General features: G+C 65.6%; 15 protein-coding genes and 3 pseudogenes. 6 read left to right on the top strand and 12 right to left on the bottom strand.

Annotation, left to right across the window (positions count from 1 at the left end; all coding sequences use genetic code 11):
* Positions 1-501 (top strand): annotated as a pseudogene (locus BKN37_RS17100) (hypothetical protein); the annotation flags it as partial.
* A gap of 198 nt (positions 502-699) precedes the next feature.
* On the opposite strand, the gene BKN37_RS17095 reads toward BKN37_RS17100, so the two are convergent.
* Genes BKN37_RS17095 through BKN37_RS17075 form a run of 5 tightly spaced genes read right to left on the bottom strand, consistent with a single transcriptional unit; the run spans position 700 to position 7,208 of the window.
* Positions 700-3,582, bottom strand: coding sequence for an MMPL/RND family transporter (locus tag BKN37_RS17095; protein WP_071027993.1), 2,883 nt, complete (start codon positions 3,580-3,582; stop codon positions 700-702).
* Positions 3,579-3,986, bottom strand: coding sequence for an MmpS family transport accessory protein (locus BKN37_RS17090; RefSeq protein ID WP_071027991.1), 408 nt, complete (start codon positions 3,984-3,986; stop codon positions 3,579-3,581). Before BKN37_RS17090 ends, BKN37_RS17095 begins: the two co-directional genes overlap by 4 nt.
* Before the next feature lie 29 nt (positions 3,987-4,015).
* Complete coding sequence (locus tag BKN37_RS17085; protein WP_071027989.1) at positions 4,016-4,471, bottom strand: nitroreductase family deazaflavin-dependent oxidoreductase; 456 nt, start codon at positions 4,469-4,471, stop codon at positions 4,016-4,018.
* Positions 4,468-5,448: an enoyl-CoA hydratase/isomerase family protein gene (locus BKN37_RS17080; protein ID WP_083341858.1), complete on the bottom strand. Its 981-nt coding sequence runs from the start codon at positions 5,446-5,448 to the stop codon at positions 4,468-4,470. The genes BKN37_RS17085 and BKN37_RS17080 overlap by 4 nt, the downstream gene beginning before the upstream one ends.
* The gene (locus BKN37_RS17075; RefSeq protein ID WP_071027987.1) at positions 5,445-7,208 is read right to left on the bottom strand and encodes a phytoene desaturase family protein; all 1,764 of its coding nucleotides are present in this window, start codon (positions 7,206-7,208) and stop codon (positions 5,445-5,447) included. The genes BKN37_RS17080 and BKN37_RS17075 overlap by 4 nt, the downstream gene beginning before the upstream one ends.
* A gap of 128 nt (positions 7,209-7,336) precedes the next feature.
* Here BKN37_RS17075 and BKN37_RS17070 point away from each other — a divergent pair, with 128 nt between their 5' ends.
* Together BKN37_RS17070 and BKN37_RS17065 are read left to right on the top strand one after the other, a co-directional pair.
* Positions 7,337-7,942 (top strand): TetR/AcrR family transcriptional regulator, encoded by a 606-nt coding sequence (locus tag BKN37_RS17070; RefSeq protein WP_071027984.1) that lies wholly within the window; start codon positions 7,337-7,339, stop codon positions 7,940-7,942.
* Between the two features lie 267 nt (positions 7,943-8,209).
* Positions 8,210-9,172, top strand: coding sequence for an AurF N-oxygenase family protein (locus BKN37_RS17065; RefSeq protein WP_242657282.1), 963 nt, complete (start codon positions 8,210-8,212; stop codon positions 9,170-9,172).
* Here the strand turns inward: BKN37_RS17065 and BKN37_RS17060 are convergent.
* The 3 genes and pseudogenes from BKN37_RS17060 to BKN37_RS17045 all read right to left on the bottom strand — a co-directional run bounded on the left by BKN37_RS17060 (position 9,160) and on the right by BKN37_RS17045 (position 11,684).
* Positions 9,160-9,870, bottom strand: a complete 711-nt coding sequence (locus tag BKN37_RS17060; protein WP_158260309.1) for a TetR/AcrR family transcriptional regulator — start codon at positions 9,868-9,870, stop codon at positions 9,160-9,162. The genes BKN37_RS17065 and BKN37_RS17060 overlap by 13 nt on opposite strands.
* A 119-nt stretch (positions 9,871-9,989) precedes the next feature.
* Positions 9,990-10,403 (bottom strand): annotated as a pseudogene (locus tag BKN37_RS27900) (enoyl-CoA hydratase-related protein).
* A gap of 111 nt (positions 10,404-10,514) precedes the next feature.
* Positions 10,515-11,684: a saccharopine dehydrogenase family protein gene (locus BKN37_RS17045; protein ID WP_158260310.1), complete on the bottom strand. Its 1,170-nt coding sequence runs from the start codon at positions 11,682-11,684 to the stop codon at positions 10,515-10,517.
* A 164-nt stretch (positions 11,685-11,848) separates the two neighbouring features.
* Between BKN37_RS17045 and BKN37_RS17040 the strand changes: the two genes are divergently transcribed.
* Positions 11,849-12,292, top strand: coding sequence for a hypothetical protein (locus BKN37_RS17040; protein WP_071027975.1), 444 nt, complete (start codon positions 11,849-11,851; stop codon positions 12,290-12,292).
* Positions 12,293-12,623: 331 nt separating this feature from the next.
* Here BKN37_RS17040 and BKN37_RS17035 read toward each other — a convergent pair whose 3' ends face one another.
* Together BKN37_RS17035 and BKN37_RS17030 are read right to left on the bottom strand one after the other, a co-directional pair.
* Entirely contained in the window at positions 12,624-12,941 is a 318-nt protein-coding gene (locus tag BKN37_RS17035; protein WP_242657281.1) for a hypothetical protein, read from the bottom strand.
* Between the two features lie 13 nt (positions 12,942-12,954).
* Complete coding sequence (locus BKN37_RS17030) at positions 12,955-14,073, bottom strand: ImmA/IrrE family metallo-endopeptidase (protein ID WP_071027970.1); 1,119 nt, start codon at positions 14,071-14,073, stop codon at positions 12,955-12,957.
* A gap of 1,213 nt (positions 14,074-15,286) precedes the next feature.
* Here BKN37_RS17030 and BKN37_RS17025 point away from each other — a divergent pair.
* Positions 15,287-15,742 carry a hypothetical protein gene (locus tag BKN37_RS17025; protein WP_071027969.1) on the top strand — a complete coding sequence of 152 codons (456 nt, stop codon included), beginning with the start codon at positions 15,287-15,289 and terminating at the stop codon, positions 15,740-15,742.
* A gap of 69 nt (positions 15,743-15,811) precedes the next feature.
* Here BKN37_RS17025 and arsB read toward each other — a convergent pair.
* Positions 15,812-17,331 (bottom strand): annotated as a pseudogene (gene arsB, locus BKN37_RS17015) (ACR3 family arsenite efflux transporter).
* Positions 17,332-17,434: 103 nt separating this feature from the next.
* A complete protein-coding gene (arsM, locus tag BKN37_RS17010) occupies positions 17,435-18,223 on the bottom strand; it encodes an arsenite methyltransferase (protein ID WP_071027963.1) in 789 nt (262 codons plus the stop codon).
* A gap of 89 nt (positions 18,224-18,312) precedes the next feature.
* Here arsM and BKN37_RS17005 point away from each other — a divergent pair, with 89 nt between their 5' ends.
* The gene (locus BKN37_RS17005; protein WP_071027961.1) at positions 18,313-18,696 is read left to right on the top strand and encodes an ArsR/SmtB family transcription factor; all 384 of its coding nucleotides are present in this window, start codon (positions 18,313-18,315) and stop codon (positions 18,694-18,696) included.
* Positions 18,697-19,571: the final 875 nt, after the last annotated feature.

Raw genomic sequence — 19,571 nt, 5'->3', positions numbered from 1 at the left:
GCGGCCATCGATGTGTTCGCCGCCGGCAACGATATCGGCCCCAGCCCCGATGAATCAGCGTTCGTGCACCAGCTCGGCGCTATGGGCCCGCGCACCGCCTCGGCCGTGCGGGACCTGGCAAAGACTCTGGACCGTGCGGGGTTTGACATCGATATCGACTGGCAGCAACCCTCCCGCACTACCCGACGCGTCCGGGTCACCGCCACGTCGGCGGCCTACATGGCCGACGTGGTCGAACATGCCAACCTCGACGAGCAAGCCGTGGCTATCGTCGGTGAATACCTGACTGTCAGCGCGGTGAGTTCCTGGCTGGTTCAGCAAGACGACGGCGACACCGTCACGGTCAAACTCGGCCGCGTCGACCCCGGCCAAACCCGCGGCCTTGCCGTCGGTGATCGCATTCGCATCGAGGCGATCATGAAAATCGAAACCACCCCGGGCGGCAACGCCAAAACCACCTACACCGCACAAACCGTCGAGAAGCTCGGCCCGCACATGTAGCTCTCAACGAGCGAAACTGGACTGCGGTCGGGACAGGCTCGCACTTTGTGGTGCACTTCCCGGCGCCCACCCCGCTTGACCCAAACCCCCGCGTCGGCGAAAACGGCGAACCTGCCGGGGGTAGGCCCCTGATCCTGGGGGTTCGTGCAGCAGCGGCTTTCAGCATTGCCGAGGTGATGGGGCCGCCTGGAGCATGTGCTACCCGGAGGCTACGGGCGCGGCTTCGGGCGCCGGCGGGCTTCGTCGGGGTCGGTTGTGAACGTTGATTGGCCACCAGAACCAGCGGCCGGCCAGTGTGGCGGTGGCGGGGATGACCAGGGAGCGGACGATGAGTGTGTCGAGCAGTAGTCCGAGGCCCACGGCGGTGCCGATTTGGGCGATGTTGTGGGCGTAGGCGGCGAGCATGGCGAACATGGTGAATCCGAACACCAGGCCGGCGGTGGTGACCACGCCGCCGGTGTTGACCATGGCGCGGATGATGCCGGTTTTGATCCCGGCGGGTAGTTCTTCTTTGAACCTGGCCACCAGCAGCATGTTGTAGTCGGCGCCGACGGCGACGAGGAACACGAAGGCAACCGGGGCGACTGACCAGTGTAGGGGGTTGCCGATGATGTCTTGCCACACGAAGACGGTCAGCCCGAGCGCGGACAGGTAGGACAGTGCCACGGTGCCGATCACGGTGATCGCGGCGACCAGGCTGCGCAGCAGGATCAGGATTACGCAGAACACGAAGGCGGCCGCGGCCACCGCGCTGGTGATGAAGTCTTCGCGGGCGAAGGCCTCGATGTTGAGCAGGGTACCGCCGGGTCCGCCGAGACTGACGGTGCTGCCAGCCAGGGAGGTGTTTTTGATGGCCTGCAGTGCGGTCGGGATGACGTTGGCGCTGACGTCCATGGCCTCGCGGCTGAATCCTTCCATCTGGGGGGTGACGATCATCCGGGTCATCGTGCCGTCGGTGGAAAAGAAGTACGGCAGCGCGGATTGGAACAGCGGGTTGTCGAAGGCTTGGCTCGGCAGGAAGAACGACGCGTTGGGGTCGCCGGCGGCGAAGCTTTTGCTGAGTTCGCTGGTGAATTGGGTGATTTCGGAGATCTGCGGAGCCAGCATCTGCAGGGTGTTGCGCAGCGGGGCGGTCACTGCTTTGACCTGCGCGACGAAGTCCTTGAGGTTGGTGAGCTGGGGGGCGAGTTCGGGCAGCGTGCGGGCGAGCGAGTGTGTTCCGTTGACCAGCCCGCTGGTCAAGCCGTCGAAGCGATGCAGGTCGTTGACGAGGGAGAACCCCGTCAGTGCTGCTTGGCAGGGTTGGTTTTGCTGGCAGTTGGGAATCGAATCGATGAACGCGCGGGCGGGTTCGGCCGCCTCGCGCATCGAATCCAACTTGGTCACGACTGCGGCCAGTTCCTGTTGGAGTTCGGTTGCGGTGCTGTCGATTTGGGCTATTCCGCTGCTGCCCGCGCCGAGTGCGTGTTCGAGTCCGCGGATGGTCAACTCCAGCTGGCCTATTCGCCCGTTGAGAGCAGCTAGGTCATCGATGCGCTGGTCGAGAAGATCGGTCATCTGGGTCAGACGTTGGCCGATATAGCCGGCCTGCGAGGTCAGCGTGCCCTGTTGTAGTGGAGCGCCCAAGGGGCGGGTGATGCCTTGCACGTTGGAGATTCCGGGGATCGCCAGCACCGCGTTGGTCAGTTTGGCCAGCACGATCATGTCCGCGGGGTTGCGCAGGTCGTGGTCGGATTCGATCAGGAACACGCTCGGCGACATGATGTTGGGCGGCAGGTGCCGGTCGGCGGCGGCAAAACCCCGGTTGGCCGGGGAGTCGCCGGGCTGGGCGATGCGTTCGTTGTAGCTGGGGTGAAATGTCGGCAGCACCAGCAGCGCGAGGCTGAGCACCGCTAGCGAACCCACCAGGACCGGGCCGGGCCAGCGCACCACGCAGGTGGCGATACGTCGCCAGCGGCGCAGCGATTTGTCCTCGCGGGGTTCGAAGCACCCGAACCGGCTGCCCACCGCTAGCGTGGCCGGCCCTAACGTCAAGGCTGCGGCCAGGGTGACGACGATCGCGATGGTGCAAGGCAGCCCGGAGGTGCTGAAGATGGCCAGCCGGGTGAACGTCATGCACGCGGTCGCTCCGGCGATGGTCAGCCCGGATGCGGTGATGATGTGCTGGGTCCCGCTCAGCGCCGTGTAGTAGGCGCTGGTCGGGTCCTCGCCGGCGCGGCGGGCTTCTTGGTATCGACCTAGCAGGAAGATGCCGTAGTCGATTCCGGCGCCTAAGACGATCACCGCCATCAGGGCCGAGGCGAAGATGGACACCCCGATGAGGTGGTGGCTGCCGAGCAGCGCGACGAGTGGTCGTCCGACGCCGAGTCCGGCGCCGGCGACCAGCATCGGCATCGCCACCGTGATCGGTGAGCGGTACACCCAGAACAAGATGGCGCCGACGAGCCCTCCGCAGGCGATCAGCAACAGCAGGATCGAGTCGTTGATCGCGACGAGTTCGTCGTTGACGACCGCTGACGGTCCGGTCAGGTGCGCGGTGAGCCCGTGTGGTGGTGGGTTTTCGGCGATGATGTCGCGCATGGCCTGGGTGGACTGCATCGCCAGGGCGGTGCCCATGTTGCCGGCCAGGTTGATCAGCACGTAGGCGGTTTTGCCGTCGGCGCTTTCGTTGGCCGGGGCGAACTGCGGATCAGACCACAGGTCCATCGACGAGTTGACGTGGGTGGTGTCGGCATTGATCCGATCCAGCAGCGCCGAGTAATACCGGTGAGCTTGCGGGCCGAGCGGCTCATCACCTTCCAGCAGCAGGTAGACGAAGTTGTTGGTTCCCACCCCGCCGAAGTAGTCCCCCATCTTGGCGATGGCCTGCACCGAGGCGGCATCATCGGGCAGAAAGGACCGCGCGTGCTCTTTGATGACCGTCTCCAGTTGCGGGACGGCGAGATTGAGCGCTCCGGCCGCGCCCAGCCACGCCACGATGATGGGCAGGCCAAAGGTGTACAGCAGCCGGGCCAGGACAGGGCGGCGGGGCGGCGTCGCGGTATCGGCTCGGTGTGCGCGCCGCTTTTCCAGCACGCTCATGAGACCACCACTTTGCACGCCACCGCCGACGAGCCCGACCGCGATTCATCGAGGACCCGGCCGTCGATGCTGATGCGGCACGACAGCGGTGTGTTCTCTGTTTGCGCCATCAACCCGGTCGGGACGGTGAGGTGGCGGGTGTGCAGGGTGGTCTGCCAGGGCAGGGTGGTCGACACCTCCCGCACGGTGCCGTCGACGGCGAGATACGACACGACCACCGCGGTCCCCGCCGAGCCGTCCAGCTGGTACTCGACGGCCTTGTCGTTGAGCGGGCCGATCACCGGCGGGCGGGGCGAATGACCGACCGCCGGGTCGGGGATGTCGCTGAGCCGCAGGTGGGCGATAAACACTCCCGTGATACCCAACGTACCGGCTGCTACCAAATACACCCAGGCAGAACGCATCTCGTATTCCTTATGGTTGGCCGCGCCGGTCAGGAGGCGTGGTCGGTGAAGGCGATGCGGACCGAGACCGGCGCGCTTTGCAGCGCGCGGAAGGTCGCCGCGGCCAACCCGGCCAATGCGGGATGGGAGGCGAAGGTGCGTGCGCGTGCTGTGACGTCGTCGTCGGGTTCGAATGTTGCGATGCCGTCGCGCCACTGGTCGCGCTGGCGTATCCGGACCCGCGGGTTGGCGGTGATGTTGGCGGCCCACCCGGATCGGGTTCCGTGCTGGGAGATCACCCAGGCGCCGGTGTCGTCGAAACGGGCGGCGACCGGGACACGCCGCGGTTTGCCCGTCTTGCGGCCGATCGTCTGCAGCTCGGTGGCCAGCGTGGTGTTGACCCCGATCCGGTTGAGCGCCAACACGATGGGGTTGGCCAGATAGTGTCCAACCCAGCGCTCGACGCGGAACTTGCGGCGGGCCCGCGCCTCGGCGGCTCGTGTCATTGGGTATCTCCTGTCTGGTTGACCCGGGTGCCGGCGACCCACTGGGGTGCGCCCGACGACAACGGCGAATCCTGCAGTGTTGCCAGGTCGCTGGCGAAGGCTTGTTGGACGGTTTTCATCGCCGGCTGGAGTCCGGCGGTGAGGAAAGCCGCGAGTTCGTTGTCGAGGCCGGTGGGCAGGGGACGGCTGTTGGTGAAGTAGGTCAACCGCTTGATGGCCCGGATCGCCACGGGTGCGCGGCGGGCCAGCCGCGCACCGGTGTCTTGGGCGTGGGTGACCAGGTCGGCGTCGGGCACGATCGCGTTGACCAGGCCGACACCGAGGGCCTGCCCCGCGGTCAGCGGCGCGCCCTCGAGCATGTGCTCGAGGGCTTTGGCGGTGCCGATCAGTTTCGGCAGCCGCTGGGTACCGCCGCCGCCGGGGATCAGCCCGGCCAGGCTTTCGATCTGTCCCAGCCGGATGTTCGGGGCGTCGGAGACGAACCGCAGATCGCACGCGAGTGCGATCTCGTGCCCGCCGCCGGTGGTCGGGCCGTTGATCGCGGCGATATACACCGCGGCGGATCGGTTCATCCGCAAAATGGTGCGCCGCCACCGGTAGCCCCAGGCCACCGCCTGGGTGGTCGGACCACCGGCGGACTCGAGCAGCCGCAACGCGCCGGGGATCCGCAGCGCGGTACGGGTGGCCCGCCACAGCGCCCGCAGCACGACTTGCGGTGGCGGTGGCACCGCAATGGCGGAGATGCCGCCAATTTCTGCTGGATCGGCGTGGGTCAAAAACCGGCCCTCGACGCCGCCGGTGAGCACCACCGCGCCGACCGAGGCATCGCGGTCGACCGCGGCGGTCAACGTGTCCAGGTCGCGGATGAAGGCGATCGTGGCGAAATTCAGTGGCGGGCTGGCATAGTGTGCGGTGACCACGCGGCCGTGTTGTTCGACGGCCAGCGTATTCAACGCCAGGTCGGTTACCTTGCTCATGCGTGTCGCTCCTGCACGGTCATGGCTTGGTCGGTGGCCGTTTGCTTGCGGCCGAGGCCGCGGGAGGCGGTCAGCGGGTCGAAGTCGGCGGGCCAGTCGGTCAGTCGTGCCCGGTCCGTCAGCACCGTCCCGGCCAGGATCTCGGATTGCAGATCGCGGCCGGTGATCGCGCTGGCGGCATGCAATCCCGACAGCATGGCGCCTTCGGTGCCGGGCCCCCACGCGGTGCTGGTACCGGCCAGGAACAACCCCGCGATAGGGGTCGTGGTGCCCGGGCGCAGCGGGCCGTATTGGGACGGCCGGCAAGCCAGCCCGAACGCGTTACCGCCGCTGGTGTGGGTGAACCGCTCCTGGGTGGCCGGGGTTCCCAACTCGCTCCACACCACCTTGCCGGCCGCACCCGGATACACCTGCTCGATGCGTTGCAGCAGCCCGTCGGTGACGATCTGTTTGACCTCGCGGTAGCTGTCGCGGCGACGGTAGTCGCCGCCGGCTATGCCGCCGCCATCGATACCGTCGGCGCCCCACAGTCGAAGATTCGAGGGCGCGATGGTCTGCACCTCGATGGTGGCGTTGCCCGGCGGCGCGCTGCGCGTGTTGTGCGGGTCGCGGCGGGTGGAGCATTGCACGAACCCGACTTGGCGGCGCGCGAAGTCGCTGGCCCAGTCGACGGGGTCGCGGCGATCCGCGCCGAACAGCAGTTGGGAGGTCATGCGGTGCATTCGCAGCAGTGAGGTGGTGTCGTCCCAGCTCGGGATGGCGTAGAAGTTGGAGTTCGGGGTGTCGGTGACGTCGATCTCGACGCCGAAGACCGCGTTGATCAACGGCCACGACATCTTCCAGCGCTTGGCCCGCGTGGCCAGCGACCACGGCAGGTGCTCATAGCCGACCAGATCGCGGTAGGTGCGGATGATGTCGGCGTCGCTGACCACGACCGGGCTGCGGATCTCCTCACCGCCGGCGAGCCGCACCCCGGTGACCCGGCCCGCTTCGACGAGGATCCGGTCCACCTCGGCATCGGTGCGGACGGCCCCGCCGTGGGTTTGCACGACGTCGGCGAAGGCCGCCGACAACATCTGTCCCCCGCCTCGGGGGTAGTAGGCGCCGTCGCCGACGAAGTTCTGAAAAAAGCCGGCCATCGCCATAGTGCTCATGGTTTGCGGGATCCCGGCTAGCGCCCCGCATTGCACCGACAGCGCCATGATCGTGCGCGGCTTGAGCCCGCAGGCGGCCAGCACGGCGATGTAGGGCGTCGCCAGCCAGGAGGCGGCCGGGCCGCAGGCTCGTACGTAACGCAGCATCGCCGCGCGCGATGACGGCGTCACGGAGCGGTCGATGCCGTGCCCGAGGCGGCGCATGATCGCCACGAACCGGCGCAAGGCGCGCTCCTCGCCGGGGAAGGTAGCCAGCAGGTTCTCCAGGTAGGCGTCCCAACCGGCCGGCACCCGCAGCTGCAGATCCGGGCCGACGATGGTGTCGAAACCGCCCGTATCCAGAGGCAGCCACTGGATCCGGTCATCGAGACCCAGCCCGTGAAACAGCGTCGGCAGCTGCCCGCCGGGACCGCAGTCACCGATGTAGTGCACTCCGCAGTCGGCCTCCCAACGTCCGCGCCGCCGAAACACATGCGAGCTGCCGCCGATCACCTCGTAGCGTTCCAGCACCAGGGTGCGCTGCCCGGTGGCGGCCAGGTGCGCGGCGGCCGACAGCCCGCCCAAACCGGAACCGACCACGATCGCGTCCCATCCCGAAGTCGACATGGCCTAACCTTTCTCCGCGAAAACCTCCCGGCGAAACCTCGACTATACCGTCTGGTCTACTTGCCCGGAAGGGTAGTAGACTACTCGGTATACTGCAATCAATCCGGTCGTGAGGAAAGGTGAGGGCAATGGCGGCACGCGACCGGCTCATCGCCAGTGCCATCGCGTTGCTGCAGCGCAACGGCGTGGCCGGCACTGGGATCGCCGAACTGCTCAAGCACAGCGGGATCGCCCGCCGCTCGGTCTATCTCAATTTTCCTGGCGGGAAAGCGGAACTGATCGCCGCCGCCGCCAAATCCGCGGGTCAGGCGATCTCGGAGGTGATCCGCGGCTTCGCCACCGAGGCTGACCCCGTCTCGGCGGTCGAGGCATTCGTCGCCTTGTGGAAGGACATCCTGACCGGCAGCGACTTCGACGCCGGGTGCCCGATCGTCGCCGCAGCCCTGGGCCGCGCCGAAGCCCCCGCCGCCGCCGATATCGCCGGCGAGCAGTTCACCGACTGGGAATGCCTGCTGGCGACCCGGCTCGAAGCGGCCAACGTCCCCGCCGAAACCGCTGCGCAACTGGCCACCACCACCATCGCGGCGATCGAAGGCGCGGTAATCATGTCACTGGCCACCAAATCGGATGTCCCACTACAGCGCACCGGGGCACTGCTCGCCGACCTCGTCGCACAGCACACGCGACCGGCCGCCGCCCGGCGCCAGGCCCCCGGCAAGCAGGCGACAACCTAACCACAATGACCGATCAGCCCATGAGGTGAATGAACGCCGGCCAGGAAGGCCCCCACTCGTTCTCGAGCACCGCCCGTGCGGACACGCCATCACGCCCACCATGGTCTGCGGGCACAGTCAGACACTCCTCGACCCTCACGACCGCTTGAGTCCGGGCGCGGACCCTTGCAATGGGACCCTCTGTCCCATTAAATTGGGTTCACCAGTTCACCGCATGCGGATGGAGACGGTCAGGTGCTACGGGAGAAACTTCTCGATAGGCAACCGGTGAGCGAGGAATACCTGCAGACATTGCAGATTCTGTCGGAGGGATCGGTGCGACGTCACTTCGATCCCCACCTTGACATCGAGTGGGACTCGGCCGAGATGATGGTCGACCCCGACGATCCGCGTTGGGTCCTCGATCCGCAACGCGATTCCTTGGGTGCGACGTCGTGGTACCAGTCGTTGCCGCTGCAGCGTCGGATCGAGCTCGGCAGGTGGTCGATCGCCAACACCGTCAAGGTCGGGGCGGCCTTCGAGACGATGTTGATCCGGGCAATGATGCAGTACCTGGCCAAGCTGCCCAATAACTCACCCGAGTTTCGATACTGCCTGCACGAGATCACCGAAGAGTGCAACCACATCCAGATGTTCCAAGAAGCGGTCAACCGCATCGGCGCCGACGTGCCCGGCATGCGGCCGTGGTTTCGCCGACTCTCACCACTGATCGGGCTGATCGGCGGAATGCTTCCCGTCGCGATGTTCTTCGGGATTCTGGGGGGCGAAGAACCCATTGATCATCACCAGAAACAGGTGCTGCGGTCGGACGCAGATCTGCCGCCGGTCGTCTTGCGCACCATGGAGATTCACGTTGCTGAGGAGGCGCGGCATATCTCGTTCGCGATGGAGTACGTCCGGCAGTACTACCCGCGGTTGTCGCGGTGGCGCCGGGGGTTCTACTCCATCCTGGCGCCGTTATGGTTGCGATACGTGGTCACTCAGATCATGGCGCCGCACCCGAACATGGTGAAGCAATTCGACATCCCGCGCCAGGTCGTCCGGGAAGCCTTCTGGAACGGTGCAACCGGCCGTCGCCTGCTCGCCGGTTACCTGCGTGACACGCGAACGCTCGCCGGCGAACTCGGCATGTTGAATCCGATCGCCGCGATGCTGTGGAAGAAGTTGGGTGTGTACGGAGATTTTTCCCGATACCGGGGCGAACCCGACCGTTCCCACTACGTGGCGTGATCACGGTTGGCCACCTGATCTGCCAAGCGGGACAGCATCGTCGATACTTCTGCGGTCGGGTCGACTTCTAGTCCGGCGCCGCGCGCCGCGCCGGCGATCAGGTACCAGGTGTAAGCGGACAAATCCGAAACTATCTGCGGCAGCGTGCGCGGCGGATCCGGGTCTTGGAGGTGCTCGCTCAACGCACCCTCCACCATCGACACGACTGCATTGGGAATGGACGCCACGACCTCGGGTTCGATATGAACCGATGCCGCAATCGCATCGAGCAACTCTTTGGCGCGCCCGGCAATCCGACGCTTGACGCTGGTCAGTGCATCCACGCCAGAGGGGTCGTCATGCCGCGGCCCCCTACGGGCCAGGTCGATCCACCGAGGGTGCGCGGCCATGAAATCTGCCACGGCCGAGATGGTGCGCGTGACCACATCGGCGCCTGACCCCTTGGACAAGTCGAGTTGAGCGTCGAGCGAGTCGGCGAACCGATCGGTCATGTAAGAACGCATCCACGCGAACAAGTCGTCGCGCCCGTCGAACTGCCGATACACCACCGACTTAGCCAGTCCCGCACGCTGGGCGATGTTGCGCACCGTGGGCTCGACGCCCGCCGGCGCTTCCTCGAGAAGCGCTAATGCTGCATCGAGAATGAGTTGGCGCCGCCGGGTATTGTGCTCGTGCCACCGCCGCCCGTAGTTGAGCACTCCAGCGGCGACGATTGGGACGCCTCGACTCATGAGGTAGAGCCTTGCAAACGACCGATACCTTGACAAACATGTGGGATCGGCCCCCCGTTTACGCGTCAATTGTGGAACGTGCTCCTTCAGGTACTCGTTGGCGAACGAGATGTGACGAGCTCGCGCAGCGCCACTGAACCGGTCATGTCCGGGATGAGGCCGAATTTGCCCTCCATGATGGAGGATTCGCAATCCGGTGTGGTGTAGCGGAAGTCGGCGGCCAACGCGAGCTGGAAACCGGCGCCGTAACAGTATCCGTCGACGCCGGCGATGACCGGCACGGGCAGGCGGCGCCAGACTCAGACCGCTTCCCGGAACAGCTTTGTTCGCCGTCCCAGCCATTTATCGGCCGCCCGCGGCTGGCTGAGCATGGACTCGTCGCGGAACACCGCGAAATCCAGGCCGGTGCAGAACGCCTGCCCGGCGGGCTGTAGCAGGACTGCCCTTACATCGCGGTCCTCGTTGATTTGTTTGGCCGCTGCGACCAGGGCGCGCAGCATCGCGAAATCGAGCCCGGTGTACTCGTCGGGCGATTCAACGTGACGTAGCCGATCTGGCCGCGGACCGCGACAAGGACACTCTCGGTCACGCTGCGCCATCCATCTTTCGGGTCATCGGCGGGGCTTGTCCGGTCGCACCGCGAGCCCGCATTGTTCGCCGAGGGCGACGAGTGTGTCGGGGCCTAGCGCGACGAGTGGGCCGTGCACACCGGCGGGGTGGTCTGTGCCGGTGGCGAAGTGCAGCGCTGCGCGGGCGAGCAGGTCGGCAGTCAGCTCGTAGGGGCCGGGCGCATCGATGATCAGTTCCGACAGGATGTTGCCGGCGCTGTCGCGGGTGCGGGCGGCGGCGCTGATGCGGGTCGGCAGGGTCGGCAGCTGCTCGGCGTAGGGCAGATGCCGGGCCAGTGTTGCCGTTATGCGGCGCACAATGCGGTTCGTGGTCAATGGACCGCCGAATCGGCTCGCGTAATGGATCGGTGTGGCGGCCGCGCCAAACCAGCCGAGACCGACGTCGACGCGGCGCAGGTGCGGCAGCACCTCGGGCAGGCCGAAGTGTTCGGATCCTCCGATCGTGATCGCGGTGTGCGTTTGGCCCGCCATGTCGAATTTCAGCAGATTGGCACCCGTGCGTTCGACCGTGAGACCGAACGGGTCGCCGGTGTTCGCGCGGTAGGCGAACGACGGTGTACCCAGGACCTGCACCAGCGACTGGCGGGTGCCGGGGGTGGTGGCTGTGGACATCATTTCGCGCTGCGAGGGCCGACGGTACGGGTTGGCCGCGCCGGCGACGTAGCGCCACAGGAAATAGCCCACCTCGACGGCGGCGGCGTGCTCGCCCCCCTCACGCGCGGCCAGCCAGCCGGCGACATTGCCGGGGACGTAGTCGTAACCGAAAGCCGGGATGAGCAGTGCGCCGCTGGCTTTTGCGTCATCGGAGACGGTGCGGAACATCCAGTCGACAAACGGCGGTTCGCCGGTCGAATCCAGATACACCGCACCCGCGCGTGCCGCGCTGCGGGCGGCTTGGCGGCCGAGGTCGACAAACGGGCCGACGGTGGTGAGGACGACGTCCCCGGATTTGAGAACTCCGTCGAGTGCACCCGGCACGGCCGTATCGGCCTCGACAATCTGGCACTCGACGCCGACAGTGCGGGCCTGGTGGCCCAGGCGTTCGGCGCTACGGCCCACCAGAACGATCTCGGTTTCGGACGCGGCGGCGAGGTTGGCAAGGGTGCGCGATCCGGTGTAGCCGGTGGCTCCCAGCAAGATGATGCGGTTCAAGGTGTCCTCCTGGGGAGCTATTCGGGGTGCCCTTGCTGCGGGGCGAACTAAGCCTTGTCGCCAAGGTGAGTGTGTGGCTACGCTGGTATACCGATCGTTCTACCAAATTTGCACAGCGATTGGCAACCACTGCCGACCCCGCAGACGCAGAAAGGCAAACAGCCATGACCCATCAGTCGCCCGACGTCCATGCAGATTCCGCCCTGTTGCGCGCGACGTTGCGCATCGGCGGCGCGCTGGTTGTGGTGTTCTTCCTGACAACGCCGCTGGCCACCACCGGCGTGATCGCTCACGACAGTTTCCTTGGCCGACGCGTCCTGTGGGGACATGGCGGCAACGAGTACCTGATCATGCTCGCGGTGATCAACATCGTCCTCGGCGCGTATCTCTTCTGGTCCGCTCGCAACCCGTCGCGCTACTGGCTCGCCATCGATATCTTCCTGGTCGCCGAGACCGTCCACCTGGCATCCATGGTGGTGATGGCGCTATCGCCGGAACACCACATGCACTGGCTCGGCGACGTGACGGGGCCCGTGATCGGGTTGATCGTCTTGGCGGCCATCTGGCTGCCAAGACGCTCCGCGGTCATCGCCGCCGGCAACGGGTAACTGGCACCTGAGATCCGCGATAGATCACGCAGCCGCGGGCAGGCGGGCTCGCCGGCATCCGAGTTCGCCCGCGTTCCCGAACCCATGGGATCACGTTCCCGCCCTGCCAGAGTGACTGTCGCGGAACAGCACTCAAATAGTTTTCGAGACGCCGCGCCTTCACCCCGTGGTCTACGCGAACTTCTCAACGCGCTCTAGGGCCGTAATGCCAGTGATGCCGCGATGGGCAACGGTACGCGCTTTAGCGCAGGAACAGAGCTATCTGGACAACTCGTGGGTGGTCGGTGTCAGCCGACCGCAAACGAGGCCTTGCCGTCAGTAAGGTGTGGTTTCACTCGGATGAGACCAGTCCGCGGGCCTTTGCGATCTGCCAGGCCGCAGCCAGGTTTTCGGTACGGCTGCGTGCGGCCACGTGGCCCAGATAGCGACTGTGGCGGTCGTTGTTGCTCTGCCAACGTAACTCGGCGTAGATCCTGTTGTACTTGACCTGCAGTACGACTCGTCCAAGTGCACGCGCATCCTCGGCAATGATGCGTCGCTCCCGGCCACCGGCGGCGGCGTCCTGTTCATCGGACAGCATCTGCTTGGTCGAATTGGGCAGTGGACGCCATTGCTCGTCTCGGACCGGATTGCGATTCCACGCCGACACGAACGTGGTCGCGTTAGACCAGGGTCAGCTTTCGTGGAGCGGGCATGTTTGGTTGCTGGCCAGCGCCGAACAGTTCCATGCGCTCCTCAGTGGTTAACAGGGTGACGGCGTCGAGATCGCTGTCGTTAAAGCCGGCGGCGCCGAGTTGGTCGCGGATATGGGCGACCAATCGTGGTTCTTCGTGCGCCACGCCGGGCCTGTCGCCGTAGACGCGGCCGGTTTCGTTGAGAATACGGAACATGGCCCGGTAGTGGTAGTCAGACAAGATGCCGCGCTCGTGTGCACGCATCACCAACGAGGGAACGCTGATACCCCAACGGATTCGCAGTTCGTCTAGTTCGTAAGGAGTGCGCGGCGACACCCGCGCCAGGTCGTGCTCGATATCGGCGTAGGGAGCCAAAAATTCTGCGGCAAAAGACGTTGCTCGCCGCTCGACCGTGGCAGGGTGCGCAAGAGTCATCGCATCCATCACCAGGTGGCCGAGCTCGTGAGCCAGTGTCAATCGGAGCCGATCGGCCGGCAACGCTCGATTGACGTAGATGACGTGTGGATGAAATTCATTGGCGCGCAGACTTACTGCATCAACATCATTGTCGGTGAACGGTGCGGAGACGACAAACACCCCGGCACTTTCCAACAACCCGGTTAGGTTGGTGACCGGTCCGGAAATGCGCCAGTAGCGGCGCAGTATCTGGGCGACGGTGATCTCCCCGAACTCGGCGGCGTAATCGTCGGGATCGAGCGCCGGCAGACAGATCGCCGGATCGAGGTCGATGTTCGCGACGATGCGACCGATACGCATGGCGGCGATGTTGGCATCTGCAAGGACACGGTCGCGTTTCCACTCCGCAGCACTGGCCTTGGCGCGGAAGTGCGTCCCTTCAGCCGGTGATCGCCGGTAGGGCACGCACAGCAACTCGGGCTGGCAACCCAGCGCCTGAGCGTAATCGCGCAGGGGTTTACCGGCCAACGGAAGCAGGCCAGCCTCCACCCGCGTGACATGAGACGGTGAGAAACCAGCCAATTCAGCCAGACGCTTCATGGGCCAGCCCCGCGACAGGCGCATCAACTGCACGATCACGCTGTTGGCCTCAGCAAACTCGACACCGCTGGAAACCGACTGCGACACCATGCCTCCGTCTAACCTGCCAGGCGGATTTCGCCCAGCCTAGCTTGCACCCCACCTCGGGCGCGGGAGAAACCCCGGTCCCAGCGCTGCCCAATTCGTATTGGTTGCGGTACGGGAATGTAATCCTGCCGCACTGCCCGCTGTTGTCCCGGTGGCCGACCGGAACCGGTGATGCCGACTCCCCGCGCGGCTGCCCTCACAATCCCACCATCCCAGCGGGGTACGACACGCCCGACGTACGCGCTCCCACCCTAAACCTTCCCATGGTCTGCAAGATTTTCACCAATAGGGGAGGTTTGGCCGTGACTGCACAGGATTCGCAGCCATCGGCAACGGGCAAGGCATTCGTCACCCGCCGCGAAGCCAAGAGGGTGATGCGTCAGCTCTACGTCGGGATCGGCGCACTGCTGCTGGCCGCAGTCGACGAGTGGGACAGCTACGTCGAAAGTCACAACGCGCCGATGCGCACCGCGCTGACACCGCTGGCGCGCGGCTATCACATCGCATCGACGCTGGCGGCGTCCATCGACGTGTGGCTGAGCACGCCCGGAAAGCACCCGCGACGGCACGTCGCCCGCAAGCCGTACGCGTGGCCGGAAGTCAACTGCCGGGGCAGACTCAACCTCATCGTCCACCACGAGGAAATGGAACCCACCAACGATCGACGATCGGCATACCGCCTCCCAAGCTCAAGAAAAAACCGGTGTGGTGCCGTCGTTCCGGTAACCTCGGTGCCAGTTGTGTCGGCGGCGACGGCAGTCAAATTCATCACAACCAATATCATCGATCCCCGGACCCCCAAGCAGGAGGCCGGGCCACCAACGCCCGCCGACGGGACGGCGCTGACCAGCACCCCACGAGTGCCGGTGAAACCAGCCCGAATGACGCGGGAACCGACGTTCACACCGCACCCGCGGCCTGAACCGACGACGCCCGAGAAGGGCGGTGTCGAACACTCACCAGGTATTCGACACGCTTTAATCACCCGCGACCTGGCCCGGTTGGCGCACGCCAACCACCTCAAGCCGAACCAACTCCGTGCGTCGACTGGCTGGCGATTGCCAGCGGCCAACCACCGCAGGTGCTGTGTGCCCGTCTGCGGGGACTTTCCGCCGGCGACCGCGATTTCAACCGCCAGGCATACCAGTCCCGCCCAATGTGTCGACTCTGCATGGCCCGACGCGGAATCGATCAACCCGTCTGCTGCTGGCTTCCCATGCACGTCACGGTCTGCCACTGCCACCAACGGTGGATCGGACCGCTGTCGCGCACCCTCGACGACCAGAAAGACCTCCGCAACCAGCCCCACGTACTCGCCGCGAGCCGCAGGCACAGCGCCATGGTTCGCCGGTACGGCACCCAGCACAGCATCACCGCACTGCGCCAATCTCGCCACATCCTGACCTACTGGGCCAACGCCGAGAAGTCCGCCGCGGCCCCGATCCTCGGCACCACACTGGCTGCTCACATCGCCGCGTACGCAGACATAGTCGAGGTCGCCTGGGTGCTCACCGGATATACCGATCGCGTACGCCAGCCGATCAGCGCGACAGGCGCCGGCTGGCCCAGCTACCTGCTACGGCAAATCAATCAACGCACCGGCCGTCTCCACGGCGATCCCGGACCGCTGCAGGACTGGGTCAACCACCAACGGCTCATCGCGGCGATCTGAGCGTCCGCGCCGCCGACGCCGACCGTGAGTGCCTCTCGTCTCGGAGGTGGCCGTTGGCAGCGTGATTCGCTACCCGAGCGATGGTTTCGTGTCAGCGGGTAGGAGCTGGGTGATCAGGGCGTGGATGCGGTTGGTGATGTCGTCGCGGATGGAGCGGACGACCTCAAGGGGTTGGCCGGCTGGGTCGGGCAGTTTCCAGTCGCGGTAGGTGACTCCCGGGAAGTAGGGGCAGGTGTCGCCGCAGCCCATGGTGATCACGACGTCGCTGGTCTGAACCGTGTCAGCAGTTAGCACCTTGGGAGTGTTGGTGGTGATGTCAATGCCCAGTTCGGCCATGGCGGCCACAGCGCCCGGGTTGATCTGATCGGCGGGTTCGGTACCGGCGGAGCGGACTTCGATGCGGTCACCGGCCAGGTGGGACAGCAGTGCGGCCGCCATTTGGGAGCGTCCGGCGTTATGGACGCAGACGAACAGGACGCTGGGTTTGTCGGCCATCAGCGGGCACCGCTTGGTTCGGGCTGGGATCGAAACAGGCGGGTGCGCAGCGCCAAGGACACGTAAACCAACCCGACCAGCACGGGTACTTCGATGAGTGGGCCGACGACCCCCGCCAGGGCCTGCCCGGAGGTCACGCCGTAGGTGGCGATCGCCACGGCAATGGCGAGTTCGAAGTTGTTGCCGGCGGCGGTGAACGCCAACGTGGTCGTGCGCCGGTAACCCACTTTCAGGACGGCGCCGAGCAGGTAGCCGCTGGCCCACATGATCGCGAAGTAGGCCAGCAACGGGACCGCGATGCGTGCCACCTCGAAAGGCCGGGAGGTGATTTGGTGACCTTGCAAGGCGAACAGGATCACGATGGTGAACAGCAGCCCATACAGCGCCCACGGGCCGATACGGGGCAAAAACTGCGACTCATACCAGGGCCGGCCCTTGACTCGTTCACCGAGGCGGCGGGACAGGTACCCGGCCAGCAGGGGAATGCCCAGGAAGATCAGCACGGATTTCGCGATCTGCCACGGCGAGACCTCGATCCCGGTTTGGGGCAGGTGAAGCCAACCGGGCAGCACCGACAGGTAGAACCAACCCAACGCGGCGAACATGAGCACCTGGAAGATCGAGTTCAACGCGACCAGCACCGCGGCGGCTTCGCGATCCCCGCAGGCCAGGTCGTTCCAGATGATGACCATGGCGATGCAGCGGGCCAACCCGACGATGATCAACCCGGTACGGTACTCGGGCAGATCGGGCAGCAGCAGCCACGCCAGGGCGAACATCACTGCCGGCCCGATCAGCCAGTTCAACACCAGCGAGGACATCAGCAGTTTGCGGTCGGAGGTGACCTCGCCGAGCTGGTCGTAGCGGACTTTGGCCAGCACCGGATACATCATCACCAACAACCCGGCCGCGATCGGCAACGAAACCCCGTCGACCTCAATAGCGCTGAGACCCGCTCCCAGGCCGGGCACCAGCCGCCCCAGCAGCAGACCGGCAGCCATCGCTACCCCGATCCACACGGGCAAGAACCGGTCCAGGGTGGAGAGCTTGGCGGCCACCGCGGGTGCAGCAGTCGATACGGCGGTGTCGCTCATTGGATTCCCTCCCGGTGGCGCGAAGCGGTTGGCCGCGTCGCTGGGCACATGTCAACGTGACGTGGTTCTGGCGGGGTGGCGCGAGTGTGTTCTCTGCGGCGCCTCAATCAAAGGCGGCAGTAGGTTTGGTCGCGCCGATGATCGCGCCGTGCATCCCTTCGGCGACTTCATGGGTGAACGTGACGGTGGCATGGGCGAATCCGACCTCGGCCAGCCCGTCAAGGTACTCCTGCTTGGATAACGCTCCGGCGATGCAGCCGACGTAGGAGCCGCGTTCGGCACGCTCGGCCGCGCTGAGGTGATCTTCGGCGACGACATCAGAGATCCCGATCCGCCCTCCTGGGACCAGGACGCGGAACATCTCGGCGAGCACGGCGGGTTTGTCGGCGGACAGGTTGATCACACAGTTGGAGATCACCACATCCACCGCGGCGTCGGGCAGCGGGATGTCCTCGATGGTGCCCTTGCGGAACTCGACGTTGGTGGCGCCGGCCTTGGCCTTGTTCTCCTCTGCGAGGGCGAGCATTTCGTCAGTCATGTCGACTCCGTAGGCAAACCCGTTCGGACCCACCCGGCGCGCCGATAACAGCACGTCGATGCCGCCGCCAGAGCCGAGGTCGAGCACGCGTTCACCGGGATGTAGGTCGGCGACCGCGGTCGGGTTGCCGCAGCCCAAGCTGGCTGCGAGTGCTTCGGCGGGAATCGCGGAGTGCTCGTCGGCGTCGTAGAGGCCGGCGCCGAAGATGGTGCCGATTTCAGCCGAATCGCTGGACCCGCAGCAGCTTGCCGCGGTCAGCACCTCGCTGTTGGTCGCGCCGCCGCTGATTGCGGTGGCGGCCGCACCGTAGCTCGTCCGGACCTGATCGCGCAGCTCGTTGTGTTCAGTGGTCATCCGACCCCACTCCTTTCATCGACAGGTATCTATGGATGCAGTGTGCACGAACCATCGATACCTGTCAATGCGTGTGTCATACTGTGCGCATGCCCGCCAACATCGCATCCGCAACCGAGCGTCATGGCTCGCTGCTCGTAGCCGACCTTGGGTCGTGCTGCGGCCCGATCACCGACGGCGTGCTGGACACGGCGGCTGCCGAGCGGCTGGCCGGCGTGCTTAAGGCGCTGGCCGAGCCCACCCGGCTGCGGCTGGTGTCGCTGATCGCCGGCCATGACGGCGCCGAGGCGTGTGTGTGCGATCTGACCGCGCCGGTCGGCCTGACCCAGCCGACCGTGTCGCATCACCTCAAGGTCCTCGTCGAGGCCGGCCTGCTCGAACGAACCCAGCGCGGCAAATGGGCCTACTACCGGTTGGCGCCCGCCGCCCTCGACGCGCTGGCCGGGGTGTTCGCCCACACCGGCAGCCGCTGACACCACCCGGTTCGGTGAACGCGGACGCTCAGCCAGGGTTGCGCTCCGGCGGGGCTCACCCCAAGGCCCAGATGCCTCAGGTCATATGAAAATCCAGCCTTTCAAGCCAGCACCGGATTTTCACATGATCTGAGGCAATGCAGCTCAGAATCCGTCCCGTGCCTCACCTCAAATGAAAACGGACATCCGGCGCGCACAATTAAGGGCGCATTCGGTGAGTAGCCGTTCGTTGTGCGACACCGAGATGCGTTGGAAGGTGATTGCAGCTAGAAGAACGGATCGTGCGGGCCCCGCTTCGTCGAGGGGCTCGTCGGCAACCGATAACCCGATGTGCTGGAAGGGATCACACGCCAGTAAACCCACGTCCCGGACCAAGATGCTGCACCCCACGTCGCCATCCAGGTGATCCCGCAGCCGAACCACACATTGCCGGGGACCAGGAGCCCGACGAGATAGGACGCAACATCTTCGCGTTCCGAAAACGGCCCATGGACGTTCCGGCACGCAGGGATGAACCACAGCAACCAGCACCGTCGGGGTTTTCAACAGGTCCGCGAGGGCGGGGGACCTGTCGAGATAGGTGTTGAAAACTCTAGTGGATCACCACCGGTTGGCGGCGTGGGGTCGAACGGGCATGTCGACAGCCGTCTGGAGCGGTGCTGGTGATAGCTGTGCGCTTGCCGTGCTATGTGAGGCGCATGGGACTGAATGGAGGGCAGACGGGTCCCTTGGGGGGTGTTCAGGCCGCGGCGGGTTGGTGTTGTCGTTGGTGGAGGTAGGCGGCGATTGCGTTGCGGCCCAGGGCGAAACCGATCATGACGCTGTGTTGTCGGGTGGCGGTGTGTGCGGTCATGCGTCCTCCGTAGAGGGTGCGG

The sequence above is a fragment of the Mycobacterium talmoniae genome, assembly GCF_001854525.1.
GTDB lineage: Bacteria > Actinomycetota > Actinomycetes > Mycobacteriales > Mycobacteriaceae > Mycobacterium > Mycobacterium talmoniae.
This window is presented reverse-complemented; position numbering and strand designations above follow the sequence as displayed.

What these genes read in the sequence shown, in the direction of transcription:
- BKN37_RS17085 (WP_071027989.1), bottom strand. Translation starts at nt 4,471, where the DNA reads ATGACACGAGCCGCCGAGGCGCGGGCCCGCCGCAAGTTCCGCGTCGAG.
- BKN37_RS17080 (WP_083341858.1), bottom strand. Translation starts at nt 5,448, where the DNA reads ATGAGCAAGGTAACCGACCTGGCGTTGAATACGCTGGCCGTCGAACAA.
- arsM (WP_071027963.1), bottom strand. Translation starts at nt 18,223, where the DNA reads ATGACCACTGAACACAACGAGCTGCGCGATCAGGTCCGGACGAGCTAC.
- BKN37_RS17040 (WP_071027975.1), top strand. Translation starts at nt 11,849, where the DNA reads ATGACCCATCAGTCGCCCGACGTCCATGCAGATTCCGCCCTGTTGCGC.
- BKN37_RS17030 (WP_071027970.1), bottom strand. Translation starts at nt 14,073, where the DNA reads ATGGTGTCGCAGTCGGTTTCCAGCGGTGTCGAGTTTGCTGAGGCCAAC.
- BKN37_RS17095 (WP_071027993.1), bottom strand. Translation starts at nt 3,582, where the DNA reads ATGAGCGTGCTGGAAAAGCGGCGCGCACACCGAGCCGATACCGCGACG.
- BKN37_RS17005 (WP_071027961.1), top strand. Translation starts at nt 18,313, where the DNA reads ATGCCCGCCAACATCGCATCCGCAACCGAGCGTCATGGCTCGCTGCTC.
- BKN37_RS17075 (WP_071027987.1), bottom strand. Translation starts at nt 7,208, where the DNA reads ATGTCGACTTCGGGATGGGACGCGATCGTGGTCGGTTCCGGTTTGGGC.
- BKN37_RS17025 (WP_071027969.1), top strand. Translation starts at nt 15,287, where the DNA reads ATGCACGTCACGGTCTGCCACTGCCACCAACGGTGGATCGGACCGCTG.
- BKN37_RS17090 (WP_071027991.1), bottom strand. Translation starts at nt 3,986, where the DNA reads ATGCGTTCTGCCTGGGTGTATTTGGTAGCAGCCGGTACGTTGGGTATC.
- BKN37_RS17070 (WP_071027984.1), top strand. Translation starts at nt 7,337, where the DNA reads ATGGCGGCACGCGACCGGCTCATCGCCAGTGCCATCGCGTTGCTGCAG.